This is a genomic window from Vibrio sp. MACH09, from assembly GCF_033238805.1.
In the GTDB taxonomy this organism is placed as follows: domain Bacteria; phylum Pseudomonadota; class Gammaproteobacteria; order Enterobacterales; family Vibrionaceae; genus Vibrio.
On the sequence record NZ_BSFZ01000001.1, the window covers coordinates 2698299 to 2715284 of the forward strand.

The following is a 16986-nucleotide window of genomic DNA, read 5'->3' on the forward strand; positions in this document are numbered from 1 at the left end:
TCTCGCTCTACTGTGGAGTTAAAATCCAGGATCCCAGTCAACTTCGATCCGTTGAGCTTGGCGATCAACAATTTTGATCACTTGCTCTTCAAGAAACGGGATTAATCGTTCCTTTTGTCCAAAAGCATCTTTTATATTTGCTTTCACTACCAAAACATCATTTGAGCCGGTTTCTAAAATATCGGTTACTTCACCAAGGTCATACCCTTTTGTCGTAACCACCTGCATACCAAACAATTCACGCCAGTAGAACTCATCTTCTGACAGCTCCGGTAATGAATCTGGATTGATTGCAATTTCAAAGTTAGTTAGAAGATGAGCGTCCTCGCGAACCTCTAGCCCTTCTAATTTAGCGACCATACCTTTGTTATGACGCTTCCAACTTTCAACTTTGTATTCAACCCAAGCACCCTTTTGTTTAATAAACCAAGGGTTATAACTAAAAACACTTTCAGAGTCGTCTGTATAGGAAATCACTTTCAGCCAACCACGAATACCGTAGGTAGCACCAAATTTGCCAACTACTATTTTTTCGTCTTGCTTACTCATTACTTCGTTTCCTTAAACCGACTTAATCTTCTTGTTACTAACTAATTAAGCTGCTTTTTGAGCATCTTTTACTAGTTTTGCAACACGGTCAGATAGTGAAGCACCTTCGCCAACCCAATGGTTAACGCGGTCTAGGTCTAAACGAAGACCTTCTTCTTGACCACGAGCAGTAGGGTTAAAGAAACCTACTTTCTCGATGTAGCGACCAGTAGCTGCATAGCGGCTATCTGCTACTACGATTTGATAAAATGGACGCTTTTTAGCGCCGTGACGTGCCAAACGAATGGTTACCATATCGTCCTCTTTGCTTTCTCAATAATAAAATAAACCCCAGAGAAAATATTTCTTGGGGCCTCGTGCCAATTTAAAGCCCCGGAATTTTACTCTTATTCAAGGGTTTTGCAAGGGAATTATCTTCAGCTCAGCTAACTTCCCTTGATAAAAAAATTGAGGTTTTCTTTATTAACAAAAGGAAACCTCAACTTAAATGGTCTTTTTTCTCTACAACTTGGCTGATCTTAACGGCCGAATGGTCCACCCATTCCGCCCATACCACCCATGCCGCCCATCATTCCTTGCATGTTACGCATCATTCCTTTCATGCCTCCTTTTTGCATTTTCTTCATCATTTTCTGCATCTGGGTAAACTGTTTTAGTAGACGGTTAACATCTTGAACTTGGGTACCGGAACCGGCAGCGATACGTTTTTTACGTGACCCTTTAATCAAATCAGGGCGACGACGCTCTTTCATCGTCATAGATGAGATAATGGCTTCTTGTTGTTTAAACATAGAGTCATCAACTTTATCTTTAACGTGGGCTGGTAAATTGCTCATACCCGGCAACTTATCCATCATTCCCATCATACCGCCCATGTTCTGCATCTGACCCAACTGCTCACGGAAGTCTTCAAGGTCAAAACCTTTTTTCTCTTTAAATTTTTTCGCTAACTTAGCCGCTTTGTCTTTATCAACATTACGTTCTAAATCTTCGATTAAAGAGAGCACGTCTCCCATACCTAAGATACGAGAAGCGACGCGATCAGGGTGGAAAGGTTCTAGCGCATCTGTTTTCTCACCAACACCTAAGAACTTGATAGGCTTTCCTGTGATGTGACGTACAGAAAGGGCAGCACCACCGCGAGCATCACCATCCACTTTCGTTAGGATGACACCAGTCAAAGGTAAAGCATCACCAAAAGCTTTAGCGGTATTAGCAGCATCTTGACCTGTCATTGCGTCAACAACAAACAGTGTTTCGACAGGAGTGATGGCAGAGTGAAGGTCTTGAATCTCACTCATCATCGCTTCATCAATCGCCAGACGACCAGCGGTATCGACAATTAATACGTCATAGAATTTTCTCTTGGCATGATCGATAGCTGCGTTAGCAATATCAATTGGCTTCTGTTCAACCGAGGAGGCGAAAAAGTCTACACCAACATCTTCAGCTAATGTTTCAAGCTGTTTAATCGCAGCAGGGCGATAAACATCGGCAGACACCACCAGCACTTTTTTCTTATCAACTTCTTTAAGATGCTTGGATAATTTACCCACACTGGTGGTTTTACCTGCACCTTGTAAACCAGCCATTAAGATAACAGCAGGAGGCTGACTTGCTAGGTTGAGCGCCTCATTGGACTCCCCCATCACCGCTTCTAGTTCTTTTTGAACTATTTTTACAAACTCTTGACCTGGAGTAAGAGATTTGGAAACTTCAACACCAACAGCGCTCTCTTTAACACGCTTAACAAAATCACGAACCACAGGAAGCGCAACATCCGCTTCCAGTAACGCCATGCGAACTTCACGCAAGGTATCTTTGATGTTGTCTTCTGTTAGTCGGCCTTTGCCACTAATATTCTTTAATGTACTGGATAATCTATCCGTTAAATTCTCAAACATGCTTTTCTCTTCGCTTGGTAGGGGCGATTAATTAGTGGCAGTATACATTAGGCCAGTTGATCTTCCAAAACAGAGCCTTAATAAAAGCCGTTGATAACGATCTTTATCCGGTTTTTTACTTCGGTTTAAGGTTAAAATTGTAAAAGGATGGATAGCTCATCCGCCCTAACCAAGTTATAATGCAAAGTTATCAGTGTGTATATTCATCAATCAGAGATAAATTCTAATAAGCATGGACAGTTTAATCGCGATTGTTGCCGCAATTTTATATTCTCTAGCTATTGCTATGGTTGTACCCGGCTTGGTACAGCAAACAGGTATAAAGACAAAAACAGTATTCACCAGTGCGATTCTTGCTCTGGTTTGTCATGCTGTGCTGCTTCATGATCTGATTCATGCAGATACAACGGGGCAAAATCTAAGCATATTGAATGTGGCCTCCGTTATCAGCTTTATTATCTCCTTGGTCATGACGATTGCCATGCTGAAGACTCGCCTTTGGTTTTTGTTGCCGGTGGTGTACAGCTTTGCAGCTATCAATTTATTAGCATCAACATTTCTTCCCGGTGCTTTCGTCACTCATTTAGAAACCCGACCTGGTTTATTAACACATATAACATTGGCTCTTTTCTCCTATTCAACGTTGACCATAGGTGCTTTATACGCACTTCAGTTAGCTTGGTTGGATTACAAACTCAAAACCAAGAAAGCGATGGTGATCAACCCCAATTTACCGCCTTTAATGATGGTAGAACGCCAACTATTTAAGATTATCCTTATCGGCACGGGTTTACTGACGCTAACACTGATTACGGGTTCTATTTTTCTTGAAGATATGTTCGCAAGAGGCACCGCTCATAAATCGATACTGTCATTGGTTGCTTGGTTTGTTTATTCCACATTACTCTGGGGTCACTATCGAAAAGGATGGCGTGGACGCAAAGTGACTTGGTACGCTGTAGCGGGAGCTTCGCTCTTGACCTTAGCCTATTTTGGAAGCCGATTTGTTAGAGAGATAATTTTATCCTAACTCAGCGAAATATACGCATTGGCTATACAAAACATATTTGACAGCTCAAACATTTTAGGTCATTAATTGAGCAACTATAAAAAAGGATTGCTAAACATTGGACGACATATCAACGGGGGTTTTGTTTACCCTTCTTGCCTGTTTAATTGTCATCTCAGGGTATTTCTCCGGTTCAGAGACAGGAATGATGTCACTGAATCGCTATCGCTTAAAACACCTTTCCAGCCAAGGGCATAAAGGCGCCAAAAGGGTTGAAAAACTTTTAAGTCGCCCAGACCGATTGATCGGTTTGATTCTAATTGGCAACAACCTAGTCAATATTCTTGCATCCGCTATCGCGACAATCTTAGGTATGCGTCTCTATGGAGATTTAGGGGTTGCAATCGCGACAGGCTTGCTCACATTGGTTGTACTTGTCTTTGCAGAAGTCACCCCAAAAACATTGGCAGCTTTATATCCTGAGCGTGTCTCTTTTATCAGCAGTATCGTTCTTAATGTTTTGATGAAACTGTTAGCACCGTTGGTGTTGCTAGTGAACCTCATTACCAATACGGTGTTAAGGCTTATCGGTATTAAAGCAACACATGGAACTGAGGACCCATTAAGTTCAGATGAACTGCGCACGGTGGTAAACGAAGCCGGAGGGTTAATTCCTAGGCGACACCAAGATATGCTGATCTCAATTCTAGACCTTGAGAATGTCACCGTTAACGACATTATGGTGCCTAGAAATGAGATAACGGGAATCGATATTAATGATGATTGGAAATCAATAGTTCGCCAACTCACGCACTCTCCTCACGGCAAAATCGTACTCTATCGTGACCAGATAGATGAAGTCGTCGGGATGTTAAGGCTGCGAGAGTCTTATCGATTAATGCTAGAGAAAAATGAGTTCACTAAAGAGACGCTACTGCGTGCCGCCGATGAGGTTTACTTTATTCCTGAAGCGACACCGCTGAACGTGCAATTATTAAAATTTCAGCGCAATAAAGAACGAATTGGACTGATTGTTGATGAGTACGGAGACATAATCGGCCTTATCACCTTAGAGGATATTCTTGAAGAAATTGTTGGTGAGTTCACCACGTCTATTACACCGAGTTTATCTGAAGAGATTACGCCTCAAAGTGATGGTAGCTTCCTTATTGAAGGTAGTGCAAACATAAGAGATATCAATAAGGGCTTACAATGGGATTTACCCACCGATGGCCCAAGAACGCTTAATGGTCTGATCTTGGAGTACTTAGAAGATATTCCCGAAAGCAAACTAAGTATTGAGATTGAGCAGCATCAGATGGAAATTGTTGACTTTACAGAAAACAAAATCAGTTTAGTGAAGGTTTTTCCTATCCAAGAGTAGAAACTTTAGCTTCCATTAATGAATACGCGTGAGACAAAAAAGAGTCAGCTTATTTGATAAGCTGACTCTTTTTTCATATAAACAAACAACAGTAATAACTAACTTCAGGTCGGAATAATTTAAGTCGCTCATCAGTGCAGTGCATCTAATTAAACTTAACTTATTATTAAATATAAATTTTTTAACTTTCTTATCCCGGGTTGAGGTTAACTAGTTTACTTTCAACTCTTGTAGCATAGATTCTGGTAACGCCAACTCATCATTTTTGTTAACCATGATACCAGCATCAATGATGGCTTGAGAGATCGCTTTAGCGTCTTCTAACGAGTGCATCGTGTAAGTGCCACACTGGTACTCATTTAACTCAGGAATGTTGTTTTGACTTTCTACTTTCAACACATCCTTCATTGCCGCCAACCATGCATTAGCAACAACGTCTTCTGCAGGTGTCCCAATCAAGCTCATATAAAAGCCTGTACGGCATCCCATTGGCGAAATATCAATAATTTCCACATCACTACCATTTAAATGCGAACGCATAAAGCCAGCATATAGATGCTCTAATGTATGAATTCCTCGCTCAGAAAGAATATCTTCATTTGGCACGCAAAATCTTAAATCAAAAACGGTAATTGTATCGCCTTTTGGCGTCTGCATAGTTTTTGCTACGCGCACAGCAGGTGCACTCATTCGTGTGTGGTCAACGGTAAAACTGTCTAAAAGTGGCATTAATTTGTCTCCATTATTGCCTGAAAGCTTCTCTTTCAGGCGATTAATTTTTTATATATGAAAAGTAGTCTGCAAGGTATTCATCAAAACTTAGTGTGTCGTTTTGCTCAATCTCTTTTTGAGCCGCAATTGATGACTCCGCTTCATTCTCCATCGCTTGTCGGCTATAAACAGTGTAATCGTGCGCCAAGTGCTCTTCTCTATACTCAGCACCAAATGCACAGCCTACCTTGCCAATTCCGCCAAACTGTTTTGTCTTTTCTAACAAGCGCCCTGAGATAGTGAGTTCTGGGTTATCTATCCAAGACATCAACTCTGTACAGGTTTGCTGATAGTTATTGCCCCCAATAGCAGTATCCATCTCTTTTGCTATCAGTTGTAAATCACTAAATATCTGCTTGGTATAGTCATGTAATGACAACATTTTACCATCACAACCATTATTGAGCTCTTTCAGCATAAGGCCGGGTTTTCTGCCCTCTAAAATAACGGTATTCCAATTGTCTTTCCAGCAACATAGCTGCTTGTTGTCTACCGTATCGGCATCTTTAATCAAGCACCATGTTAAGAATAGATCTAAAAACCGAATTTGCTCTTTGGTAATGCCTATAGGGCTAAATGGGTTAACATCCAGAGAACGAACTTCTATGTACTCAACACCCGCTCGTTTTAAGGCCTCAGAAGGCTTCTCTCCAGATTGGCTGACGCGTTTAGCACGTATGGGAGCATACAGTTCATTTTCTATCTGCAGTACATTACTGTTTAGCTGCTGGTACTCGCCATCCACTTTAATGCCAATTTTGGCAAACTCTTCAGAAGGAGTGTGTATGGCGGCATCTAACCCTTCAAGATACTCATTAAGATTGTTATAGCCGATTTTCAGTTCGCTTTGTGCGCTATTTGTATACCCCAGATCACTTAAACGTAACGATGTCGCATAAGGTAAGTACTGAGTATGGCCGATATTTTCAAAAGGTAAGTCGGTTTTTCGCCCTTGCAAAAATGATGAACATATTGCTGGTGACGCACCAAACAAATAAGGAATTAACCAGCCAAAGTGATAGTAATTTCGAATCAAACTAAAATAGGCATCGGACTTAGTTTGTTCTCTCTCTTTTTGCTGCTGTTCTCCATAAAGAGAATCCCACAAAGACTCAGGAAAAGAGAAATTGAAATGCACACCAGAAATAACCTGCATCAAACTACCATAACGGTTTTTTAAACCTTTACGATAGAGTGTTTTCATTTTCCCCACATTGGAGCGGCCATATTGAGCAAACTCAATATCGTCCTCGTTCTCAACATAACAAGGCATAGAAAGAGGCCAAAATTTCTCATCACCTAATTGAGTTTGGGTAAAGTGGTGAATATCCGACAACTGGCCCAATAATTTATCCACATCATTTGATACCGGAGTAATAAACTCAAGTAAAAATTCTGAGAAATCCGTTGTAATCCATTTATTGGTTAGTGCAGAGCCAAGCCCTTCTGGATGTGGTGTTGAAGCAAGTTTGCCATCTAAGGTATAACGTAAAGTTTCACGTTCTACACCTCGACCAAATTGAGTGAAGTTATTTGGATTGTTCGCTACTTTCTTGAGTCTCGATGTAAAATTTGTCAAAACGAAGGCCACTTATACATTGTAATTTTAGTTAGATTACGCCTTTTATGAGAATTTTCTACCCATAAGAAAGCAAAAAAGGAGAGGCAGAACCTCTCCTTTTATATGTGTCTGCTACTTGGATATTTCAAGTTCTATTATTGGGATATTCAATGTTTCCAGTTTCTCCTTAAGAGATTTCGCATCACCAACAACAATAATTTGATACTCGCTCGGCTCGAACCAACGACTGGCTACCTCATTGATTTGTGTTTTCTGAATGTTATCCAAAACCTCGTTTCGTTGTTCAATATAATCATCATCCAATGAGTAATTCAGGATATTTGATAACAGCTGTGCTTTCTTACCCGGAGTTTCATACTTCAATGCATCTTGCTGACCAATAGCGAGACGCATAAACTGCATCTCGTCGTCAGTGGTGCCATCTTGGCTATAGTGACGCATCTCTTTTAAAAACTCTTTAATAGATTCAACGGTTACATCACGACGAACCTGAGCAGAAAATACTATCAAACCAACTTCTTTATTCCCCACATGATAGCCATTTGCACCATAGGTGTAGCCTTTGTCTTCTCGTAAATTCTGATTTATTCGGCTATTGAAGTTGCCTGATAAATTAAAGTTTGCCAACTGGCTTAGGTATTGCTCACCAAGCATATCGTATGGCAAGCCTTGTCGAACCACTCGAATAATACTTTGTGGCGCATTCGGCTTGTCCACCAAATAGATATTCTGTTTCTCTAATGGCGATACCGCTTGAGGACTTAACAACGGAGCATCTTCACCTTGCCAGTCGTTAAGAAATGTCAGTTTTCTAGCCAGTGATGGCTTAGAAATATCACCAACCACCACCACTTGAGCTCCCAACGGCGTATAGTTGCTGGCGTAAAAATCTTTAACATTTTGCAAGGTTAATGATGAGATCGAATCAATCGTGCCATCATTGGAGTGCCCATAAACCGTGTTCGCAAATAACACCTGCCTTGTTGCTTGAGAGGCTAACCATGAAGGCTTTTGATGCTCATACACTAAGCCTTCTAATGCTTGTTTTTTCAAGCGCTGGAAATCATCTTGTTTAAAAGCAGGAGAAAATAGCATCTCTTCAACAATCTTTAATGTTGGCTGTAACTTAGCTTCTAAGGCTGAAATGGTAATGGTGGTTGTGTAGTTCCCTGCCGCAAAACTAATGCTGCTGCCTAACGTATCAAGCTCAGCTTGAATCTGTTCGACACTACGCTCAGTTGTACCTTCCTGAATAAGTTCTGCCGTTAAATTGGCTAACCCTTCTTTTCCCGGGGAGACATAACGGCTTCCCGCTGGTAATTGAATATCAATGAGAACGGTAGGCGTCTCTGAGGTCACTGTCCCCAGCACTTCTATCCCATTATCAAGATGTAATCGGTATAGCGACGGCATTTTGCCTAATGCGGCTCCCGTTACTGCTGGCATAACCGAGCGATCAAAATTGTCCTCAGCTTTAACATACCTTAACTCTGCTTGATCAATCGGTTGATAGTCGGGCAATGCTCTCTTCGGAGTAACAAATGTAGCTTCCTGTACCGCCAATTCCAATTGACCTTTAGGTACCACACTCAGTGTTACGCTATTTTTTTGGTCGATAAAATCATCATAAGCCTTCATGATGGCCGAAGGTGTTACGGCTTTAAGTCGATCAAGTTGATATTGAATACGATCTGGTTGATTGTAGTACGTTTGGTTGGACGCTAGCTTAGAAACCTTGCCACGTACACTCTCTAAAGAGAATACGGCGTTTGCTTCAGCACGGCCGATTATTTGATCCAATTGCGCTTGAGAGACGCCTTGACGCTTAAACTCATCGAGAGCTTTCATTAGCTCTTCATTAATAACGGTTAAATCGCCTTTTTCTCCAGAATTACCCATGGCATAGACATAAAAATTACACGCTAACTCAGCACAATCTTGAAATGCCCCTGCATCAATGGCTATTTCGCTCTTCACCAATTTTTGATAAAGAATACTGTTTTTTCCATCACCCAGAATAGACGCAAGCGTGTCTAACGTTTCTTGATTTTCTTCACCTCGGTAGGTCGTCGGCCAAGCAATCATCACCATAGGCTGCTTGATCCGGTCCTCTAAAGTGATGAACTTGCTTTCCGCTAATGTTGCTGGCATTTTCTTGGCGTTTTCTACTTCCGGTCCGCTAGGGATAGAGCCAAAGTATTTATTTACCCAATCCAAAGTTTGCTGGATATCGATATCGCCACCAATTGTTAACGTGGCATTATTCGGCCCATACCAACGTAAGAAGAAGGCTTTCAAGTCATTAACATCCACTCGATCCAGATCTTCTACATAACCTATGGTTTGCCAAGAGTATGGATGACCTTCAGGGTACAGAGCTTCTCCCATACGTTCCCACATTAACCCATAAGGACGATTATCGTAGTTTTGTGCGCGTTCGTTTTTGACCGTATCTCTCTGAATTTCAAATTTCCGTTGTGATACCGCATCAATCAAAAAGCCCATACGATCAGATTCTAACCACAAGGCTTTTTCTAACTGATTAGAAGGCAAGGTTTCAAAGTAATTAGTCCGGTCTCTGTTCGTTGTACCATTTAAGGTACCACCTGCTTCCGTTATGATTCTGAAATGCTCTTGATCGCCAACATTCTCGGAGCCTTGAAACATCATATGTTCAAAGAAATGCGCAAAGCCTGAACGGCCTATCTCTTCACGAGCTGAACCGACATGATAAGTAACATCAACATGCACAAGAGGATCGGATTTATCTGGCGATAGAATTAAAGTTAATCCATTGTCCAATTGATACTTGGAGTATGGGATCGAGATTTGGCCTTGTTTGGCTTCCATCTGTTCAATGAAGGTTACCCCCTCAGGGAGTTGAACATCACCACCACTTGGCGCTGTTTGAGAACAGCCATACAAAGCCACGAGAGTTAACACGCCAAGGCATAATTTTCTCATTGATATTTCCTTAAAAAAAACCAAAATACAGAGCTGTTAGAACGCAATATCTCAGCATTTTTCCAACAGCAATAAGGATAAGGGAAGGCAAAAATTTCATTCTCAACCAACCAGCAGCTAAACATAATGGATCACCTATGATAGGTAACCAACTAAATATCAAAGCGCCATACCCATACCGGCTGATCCACGCTATAGCAGTATGACCATGTTTTTCTTCTCTAGTTCGATTGGGAATAAACAATCCTAACCAGTAGTTGGTTAAGCCACCCAGTGTATTACCAATAGTAGCAACCACAATTATGGTCACACTGGGGTATTGTTCGGTACTTAATGCAGCAATTAAAGAGGCTTCGGAGCCCCCCGGAAGTAATGTGGCGCTCAAAAACCCAGTAATAAATAGGACCCAGAGCGCCGATTCTGCAAAGAAAGTGTAGAGTGCTTCTAGCACCGCATATCCAACACCACTTTCCCTCGTGTATGGCCTGTTTCTAGCTGTTTATGAGCAACCACAACCTCTTTGTAAGAGACCGCTGGATGAAAATCGATTTTTAGCAACCCAACACTGACCATATAGAGTAAAGCGTCCATCTGCTCTCTATCGGGCTCAACCAACATACCTGTCGCCTGGAAGCCTAGTGTGGTCGCTTTTTCGCATATAACATCTTTGGTTAATGTCGGTACTGTGACCACTCTTGCGGCATCTTTAAGGCACTTCAGAGCGTCTAAAGCCGCGTCACCGCCAACAAGGTCAATCAGAACATCAACATCACTCAACCGCTCCGAAACAGGAGAGAATTGATAATTAACGGCGTGAGCACCAAGTGTGGCGAGATAATCCAAATTGGCTTCACTACACGTTGTATAGACCTCTGCTTGAGCAGCAACCGCCAGTTGCACTGCGATGTGACCCACACCACCTGCACCCGCCAGAACCAATACTCGTTCACCCGCCTGCACTCCGGCAATATTTATCGCTTGAGCAGCTGTTTGACCCGCGACAGGCAGAGCGGCGGCGGCTTCTAACATTACAGCGTCCGGAACTTGACTTAGCACCGATGCATCTACCGACAAATACTGACTGTAGCCTCCAGCGTCAAGAGGGAAGCCAATTAAACCCGCAACAGCATCTCCCACGGAGAGCTCTTCAACACCGGATCCAACAGAGACTATTTTTCCAGAGATGTCATAACCTGGGGTCCATGGCAAATTGTCTTTGTTGCTCTCTGCCGCCCAACCTAAGCCCGCTCGCGTTTTTACGTCGATTGGGTTTACTCCAGCAAAATAGACTTTAACTACGACCTGTCCTTCTTTAGGCTCAGGTATCGAGGTCGATTCTATGCTTAGTACTTCTGCGTCTCCAAACGTAGGGATAACCACCCTATAATTTTCTGTCATACAAATATCCCTATAGCTGGCAAAAAAAGGGATGCCGCAGCATCCCTTTGACTATAAACTATTTTGTCTAATTCTCAAATTAACCAGACCTCACTATGCGCTTTAACCTGCTAATGCTAACAAGATACCAGCCGCAACTGCAGAGCCAAGTACACCTGCAACGTTAGGTCCCATAGCATGCATCAGTAAGAAGTTTTGTGGATTAGCTTGTAACCCAACTTTATTCACTACTCGTGCCGCCATTGGTACAGCCGAAACACCCGCGGCACCAATTAATGGGTTAATATCTTCCTTCGAGTACTTGTTCAGAAGCTTAGCCATAAGAACACCCGCTGCGGTACCAATACTGAATGCCACAGCTCCAAGTGCCAAAATACCTAACGTTTCAACATTTAGGAATTTGTCAGCCTGCAATTTAGAACCGACACCCAAGCCAAGGAAAATGGTAACGATATTAATCAGCTCGTTTTGCGCCGTCTTAGATAAGCGATCAACAACACCAGCCTCACGCATTAAGTTACCAAGACAGAACATACCAACCAGAGGCGTTGCCGGTGGCAAGAACAGAATGGTCATTACCAATACCGCTAATGGGAAGAGTATTTTTTCTGTTTTACTCACATGCCTAAGTTGGGCCATTTTAATCTGGCGCTCTTCAGGTGACGTTAACGCTTTCATAATTGGTGGCTGAATAATCGGTACTAAGGCCATATAGCTATACGCAGCAACAGCAATAGCACCAAGCAGATCAGGAGATAGACGACTGGATAAAAATATCGCAGTAGGGCCATCAGCTCCACCAATGATTGCGATTGAAGAGGCATCAGCTAATGAGAACTCCATACCAGGGACATAGTTCAGCAATATCGCCCCAAATAGAGTAGCGAAAATACCAAACTGAGCAGCGGCGCCCAACCATAAGGTTTTAGGGTTAGCGATCAATGCACCAAAGTCTGTCATTGCCCCCACACCCATAAATATGAGCAGTGGGAAGACACCGGTTTCTATACCAACGTAATAGACATAGTAAAGTAGCCCGCCTTCGTCAGTGAAGCCTGCATTAGGGATGTTGGCCAAAATCGCACCAAAACCTATAGGCAACAATAACAGCGGCTCAAAGCCTTTTCTAATTGCAAGAAACAGCAGTACACACCCTACTGTGATCATACATATCTGACCAAACTCAAAGTTCGCGATGCCCGTTTCTTGCCATAGAATCAATAAACCTTCCATGATTCTCCCTTATGTAAGACTTAGAAGGGGCGCACCTACTGTTACAGCGTCTCCCTCTTTTACATGGATAGCGGCAACCGTGCCACCTTTTGCTGCTCGAACTTCCGTTTCCATCTTCATTGCTTCAAGAATAAGTAGAACGTCTCCTTCTGCAACTTGAGAGCCCACTTGAACATCGACCTTAAAAATAGTTCCAGCTAATGGTGCTGGTACATCTTCAGCTGCCCCAGCACTCGCAACAGGCGCTGGTGCGGCTTTCCCTTGAGCGTCACTTGGCGTAACAGAAGCTAGTTGACCTTGCGGACCAACCTCTACGTCGTAAACTTGACCATCAACTTTCACACTGTAGGTTTCAATGCCACCCGCAGCTGGTGCTGCAGCAACTGGCGCTTTAACTTCTGGCTCGGTACCTGGTGCAGGTTCAAACGCATCAGGGTTAGCACGGTTTTTCAAGAACTTAAGTCCCACTTGAGGGAATAGTGCGTAGGTTAATACATCGTCAACTGTATCTTTCGCCAACGAAATATCTTCCGCTTTCGCTTTCTCAAGCAGTTCTGCGGTTAGCTCGTCTAACTCATCTTTTAATAGATCAGCTGGACGGCACGTAATCGCTTCTCCACCATCAAGCACTTTCGCTTGCAGATCTTTATCTACATCGGCAGGAGCAGAACCGTACTCACCTTTCAGAATGCCTGCTGTTTCTTTGGTAATACTCTTATAACGTTCACCCGTTAGAACATTAATCACTGCCTGTGTACCAACGATTTGCGACGTTGGTGTAACCAGAGGAATATAACCTAACTCTTTACGTACGCGTGGGATCTCTTCCAATACTTCATCAAGTCTATCAGCTGCGCCTTGCTCTTTAAGCTGACCTTCCATATTGGTTAACATGCCACCAGGAACTTGTGCGATTAAAATTCGTGAATCAACGCCTTTAAGTTGTCCTTCCCATTTAGCGTATTTTTTACGCACCTCACGGAAATACGCTGCAATAGGTTCAATTTGATTAAGTTTTAAGCCGGTATCGCGTTCTGTACCTTCCAACATAGCAACAACCGTCTCTGTTGGTGTATGTCCGTATGTTTGGCTCATGGAAGAAATTGCGGTATCAAGAATATCTAAACCAGACTCAACCGCTTTAATTGCAGTTGCAGTAGAAAGGCCCGTTGTAGCATGACAGTGTAGAGCCAAAGGCACATCACAAGACTCTTTAATTCGCGTGACCAACTCTTCAGCTTCATAAGGTTTAAGCAGGCCGGACATATCTTTGATACAGAGAGAGTGACAACCAAGATCTTCTAGTCGCTTAGCCAGATCAACCCAAGTATCGGAATTGTGTACAGGGCTAGTAGTATATGACAGAGTACCTTGGGCATGAGCACCCACATCAACGGTTGCTTTCACTGCTTTTTGGAAGTTGCGTACATCATTCATTGCATCAAAAATACGGAATACATCCATACCGTTAACGTGTGCACGCTCTACAAATTTCTCTACCACATCATCAGCATAGTGACGATAGCCTAAAAGGTTCTGCCCTCTTAGTAACATCTGCATTGGTGTGTTGGGCATGGCTTTTTTCAGCTCACGTAAACGCTCCCAAGGATCTTCTCCCAAGAATCGGATACAAGAGTCAAACGTCGCGCCTCCCCATGTTTCTAATGACCAGTAGCCAACCTTGTCCAGTTCAGCTGCAATCGGCAACATATCTTCGATACGCATACGCGTAGCAAATAGAGATTGGTGGGCATCGCGTAGCACTACATCAGTAATAGCAAGTGGTTTAGACATGCTCTATAACTCCTTTTATTAAACTTTAACTACTATTTTGAAGCTGAATTTCGGTACTGATGTACCGCAGCAGAGATAGCTGCAACAACTTGCGGACTAACAGCAGATGATGTTTGAGTGTTTGAAATTTGCTTGGGTATAGCAGCAGCTAATGGCGCTTCCTCTGGGACCAGAGTCGACATTAACCTCACTATATAAATAAGAATGGTAAGAAAAACAAAAACCACAGCCATACCTGTGAACATCAGTGTGGCGGCTTGTTCTAATAAACTTCCAATATCTGTCATTATGATTCCTTTCTTTGTCACTAAGACAAGATGCCCGTTTCGAGATCCATTTAGCGAAACACGGCGTAGCTAAGGATTATCTCGATTGGAATATAATTGTCAATTCTGTTTGCGCAAGATAAATTCACGCCATTTGAACCACAAGTCATAACCACCTGATTTATATAAACAATCAAGCAGAAGACCACTAGATAAAGTTTCGATTTTTAATTTTTTCCGTACAGAATAACTTAAGCTAATCTAGATAAAATTACTGAGATATGGGTAAAAAAAAGAGGATTTAGAATCAAAAAAGAAAATGATGTAAACAGCATATTTATTACTTGTTAAATAAAGGTTAATAAACAAGTCGTAAGTTTCCACTCCCGTCACATTAATTATTTAAATTGGCCTTAGTGAACAATAGAAAATAATTAAGACATCTAACGTTAAGCAACAATTTCTCGCTATTTAACCTCAGATTGAAGCAATAAAATCAACTTAACCGATGCATTCAAGCAGAAACAAAAAAACCTCGCAAAGCGAGGTTTTTTTTAAAGATGGCGCGCTCGGAAGGATTCGAACCTTCGACCGCCTGGTTCGTAGCCAGGTACTCTATCCAGCTGAGCTACGAGCGCGCAATGTTTGGTGCTACAGTATTACAACTAACCAATACCGTTTTGTTACGACAATTATACTGATAATTACCGCTTAAATAATGGCGCGCTCGGAAGGATTCGAACCTTCGACCGCCTGGTTCGTAGCCAGGTACTCTATCCAGCTGAGCTACGAGCGCGCAATGTTTGGTGCTACAGTATTGCAAATAACCAATACCGTTTTGTTACGACAATTACACTGATAATTACCGCTTAAATAATGGCGCGCTCGGAAGGATTCGAACCTTCGACCGCCTGGTTCGTAGCCAGGTACTCTATCCAGCTGAGCTACGAGCGCGCAATGTTTGGTACTACAGTATTTAAACTTTCTAATACTGTTTTGTTACGACAATTACACTGATAATTACCGTTTAAATAATGGCGCGCTCGGAAGGATTCGAACCTTCGACCGCCTGGTTCGTAGCCAGGTACTCTATCCAGCTGAGCTACGAGCGCGCAATGTTTGGTGCTACAGTATTACAACTAACCAATACCGTTTTGTTACGACAATTATACTGATAATTACCGCTTAAATAATGGCGCGCTCGGAAGGATTCGAACCTTCGACCGCCTGGTTCGTAGCCAGGTACTCTATCCAGCTGAGCTACGAGCGCGCAATTCGTGAAATACATCACACTTCATTTCTGAGAAACGAAAAAAATGGTCGTTAGTGACCATTTATTACTAGAGACAAGTCGCTAGTAAATGGCGGTGAGGGAGGGATTCGAACCCTCGATACGGCTACAAACCGTATACTCCCTTAGCAGGGGAGCGCCTTCAGCCTCTCGGCCACCTCACCACATTTTTAGAAATGGCGCGCTCGGAAGGATTCGAACCTTCGACCGCCTGGTTCGTAGCCAGGTACTCTATCCAGCTGAGCTACGAGCGCGTATTTCTAACTAATCGCAAGAATGGCGGTGAGGGAGGGATTCGAACCCTCGATACGGCTACAAACCGTATACTCCCTTAGCAGGGGAGCGCCTTCAGCCTCTCGGCCACCTCACCGTCTTGCGGAGGCACATATTACGATTTACCAAAAATATGTCAAACACTTTCTGGGGTAAAACTTACAAAATATGTGTGATAGAACAGTATTCAACCAACAAGTTCTATTTTCATACTTTTTTATCGATAATATGCACAAAAATATCCATAAATGAATAGAAAGTTATTTAGCATTTTAGGATAAAAAAAGGCCAACGATTGTTAGCCTAATGTATTGCTTAGTAATTACCTGAAGAAGAGTTACCTGTACCTTTTTCCGCTTGAATTCTCATATATATTTCTTCACGATGCACAGACACTTCTTTTGGTGCATTAACACCAATTCTTACTTGGTTACCTTTAACACCTAATACCGTTACAGTAACTTCATCACCTATCATAAGGGTTTCGCCTACACGGCGAGTCAAAATTAGCATTCTTATGCTCCTTGAGTATTCTCTGAACTATCTCTTTATAAGGCTATTATCCAAC

General features: G+C 42.4%; 14 protein-coding genes and 8 tRNA genes. 2 read left to right on the plus strand and 20 right to left on the minus strand.

Annotated elements, in window-relative coordinates; all coding sequences use genetic code 11:
• Window positions 1-18 precede the first annotated feature (18 nt).
• From rimM to ffh, 3 genes are all read right to left on the minus strand, one after another.
• Window positions 19-549, minus strand: a complete 531-nt coding sequence (rimM, locus tag CHJ_RS12085; RefSeq protein ID WP_171752693.1) for a ribosome maturation factor RimM — start codon at window positions 547-549, stop codon at window positions 19-21.
• Window positions 550-594: 45 nt separating this feature from the next.
• Window positions 595-843 (minus strand): 30S ribosomal protein S16, encoded by a 249-nt coding sequence (gene rpsP / locus CHJ_RS12090; protein ID WP_171752692.1) that lies wholly within the window; start codon window positions 841-843, stop codon window positions 595-597.
• A gap of 224 nt (window positions 844-1067) precedes the next feature.
• The gene (gene ffh / locus CHJ_RS12095) at window positions 1068-2453 is read right to left on the minus strand and encodes a signal recognition particle protein (RefSeq protein WP_171752691.1); all 1386 of its coding nucleotides are present in this window, start codon (window positions 2451-2453) and stop codon (window positions 1068-1070) included.
• 232 nt (window positions 2454-2685) lie between these two features.
• On the opposite strand from ffh, the gene CHJ_RS12100 reads away from it, so the two are divergent.
• Both CHJ_RS12100 and CHJ_RS12105 read left to right on the plus strand, forming a co-directional pair.
• Window positions 2686-3483, plus strand: coding sequence for an inner membrane protein YpjD (locus CHJ_RS12100; RefSeq protein WP_171752690.1), 798 nt, complete (start codon window positions 2686-2688; stop codon window positions 3481-3483).
• A gap of 97 nt (window positions 3484-3580) precedes the next feature.
• Window positions 3581-4846 (plus strand): HlyC/CorC family transporter, encoded by a 1266-nt coding sequence (locus CHJ_RS12105; RefSeq protein WP_171752689.1) that lies wholly within the window; start codon window positions 3581-3583, stop codon window positions 4844-4846.
• Window positions 4847-5056: 210 nt separating this feature from the next.
• Here CHJ_RS12105 and luxS read toward each other — a convergent pair whose 3' ends face one another.
• From luxS to csrA, 17 genes are all read right to left on the minus strand, one after another.
• On the minus strand, window positions 5057-5575 hold the full coding sequence (gene luxS, locus CHJ_RS12110; protein WP_171752688.1) for an S-ribosylhomocysteine lyase: 519 nt from the start codon (window positions 5573-5575) through the stop codon (window positions 5057-5059).
• Window positions 5576-5618: 43 nt separating this feature from the next.
• On the minus strand, window positions 5619-7196 hold the full coding sequence (gene gshA, locus CHJ_RS12115; protein ID WP_317917771.1) for a glutamate--cysteine ligase: 1578 nt from the start codon (window positions 7194-7196) through the stop codon (window positions 5619-5621).
• A gap of 114 nt (window positions 7197-7310) precedes the next feature.
• On the minus strand, window positions 7311-10163 hold the full coding sequence (locus CHJ_RS12120) for a M16 family metallopeptidase (protein WP_317917772.1): 2853 nt from the start codon (window positions 10161-10163) through the stop codon (window positions 7311-7313).
• 10 nt (window positions 10164-10173) lie between these two features.
• Window positions 10174-10614 (minus strand): YqaA family protein, encoded by a 441-nt coding sequence (locus CHJ_RS12125; RefSeq protein WP_171752685.1) that lies wholly within the window; start codon window positions 10612-10614, stop codon window positions 10174-10176.
• Window positions 10608-11561, minus strand: coding sequence for an NADP-dependent oxidoreductase (locus CHJ_RS12130; protein ID WP_317917773.1), 954 nt, complete (start codon window positions 11559-11561; stop codon window positions 10608-10610). The genes CHJ_RS12125 and CHJ_RS12130 overlap by 7 nt, the downstream gene beginning before the upstream one ends.
• Before the next feature lie 102 nt (window positions 11562-11663).
• A complete protein-coding gene (locus CHJ_RS12135; RefSeq protein ID WP_171752683.1) occupies window positions 11664-12794 on the minus strand; it encodes a sodium ion-translocating decarboxylase subunit beta in 1131 nt (376 codons plus the stop codon).
• Window positions 12795-12803: 9 nt separating this feature from the next.
• Window positions 12804-14588: a sodium-extruding oxaloacetate decarboxylase subunit alpha gene (gene oadA / locus CHJ_RS12140; protein WP_171752682.1), complete on the minus strand. Its 1785-nt coding sequence runs from the start codon at window positions 14586-14588 to the stop codon at window positions 12804-12806.
• A 32-nt stretch (window positions 14589-14620) separates the two neighbouring features.
• Window positions 14621-14875 (minus strand): oxaloacetate decarboxylase subunit gamma, encoded by a 255-nt coding sequence (locus CHJ_RS12145; RefSeq protein ID WP_171752681.1) that lies wholly within the window; start codon window positions 14873-14875, stop codon window positions 14621-14623.
• Between the two features lie 540 nt (window positions 14876-15415).
• Window positions 15416-15492: transfer RNA gene (locus CHJ_RS12150), tRNA-Arg, on the minus strand.
• An 81-nt stretch (window positions 15493-15573) separates the two neighbouring features.
• Window positions 15574-15650: transfer RNA gene (locus CHJ_RS12155), tRNA-Arg, on the minus strand.
• 81 nt (window positions 15651-15731) lie between these two features.
• Window positions 15732-15808: transfer RNA gene (locus CHJ_RS12160), tRNA-Arg, on the minus strand.
• 81 nt (window positions 15809-15889) lie between these two features.
• A tRNA-Arg gene (locus CHJ_RS12165) sits at window positions 15890-15966 on the minus strand.
• 81 nt (window positions 15967-16047) lie between these two features.
• Window positions 16048-16124 (minus strand) — tRNA-Arg (locus CHJ_RS12170).
• A 92-nt stretch (window positions 16125-16216) separates the two neighbouring features.
• Window positions 16217-16309: transfer RNA gene (locus tag CHJ_RS12175), tRNA-Ser, on the minus strand.
• A gap of 13 nt (window positions 16310-16322) precedes the next feature.
• Window positions 16323-16399, minus strand: a tRNA-Arg gene (locus CHJ_RS12180).
• 23 nt (window positions 16400-16422) lie between these two features.
• Window positions 16423-16515: transfer RNA gene (locus CHJ_RS12185), tRNA-Ser, on the minus strand.
• Window positions 16516-16733: 218 nt separating this feature from the next.
• Window positions 16734-16931: a carbon storage regulator CsrA gene (gene csrA, locus CHJ_RS12190; protein ID WP_171752680.1), complete on the minus strand. Its 198-nt coding sequence runs from the start codon at window positions 16929-16931 to the stop codon at window positions 16734-16736.
• Window positions 16932-16986 lie beyond the last annotated feature (55 nt).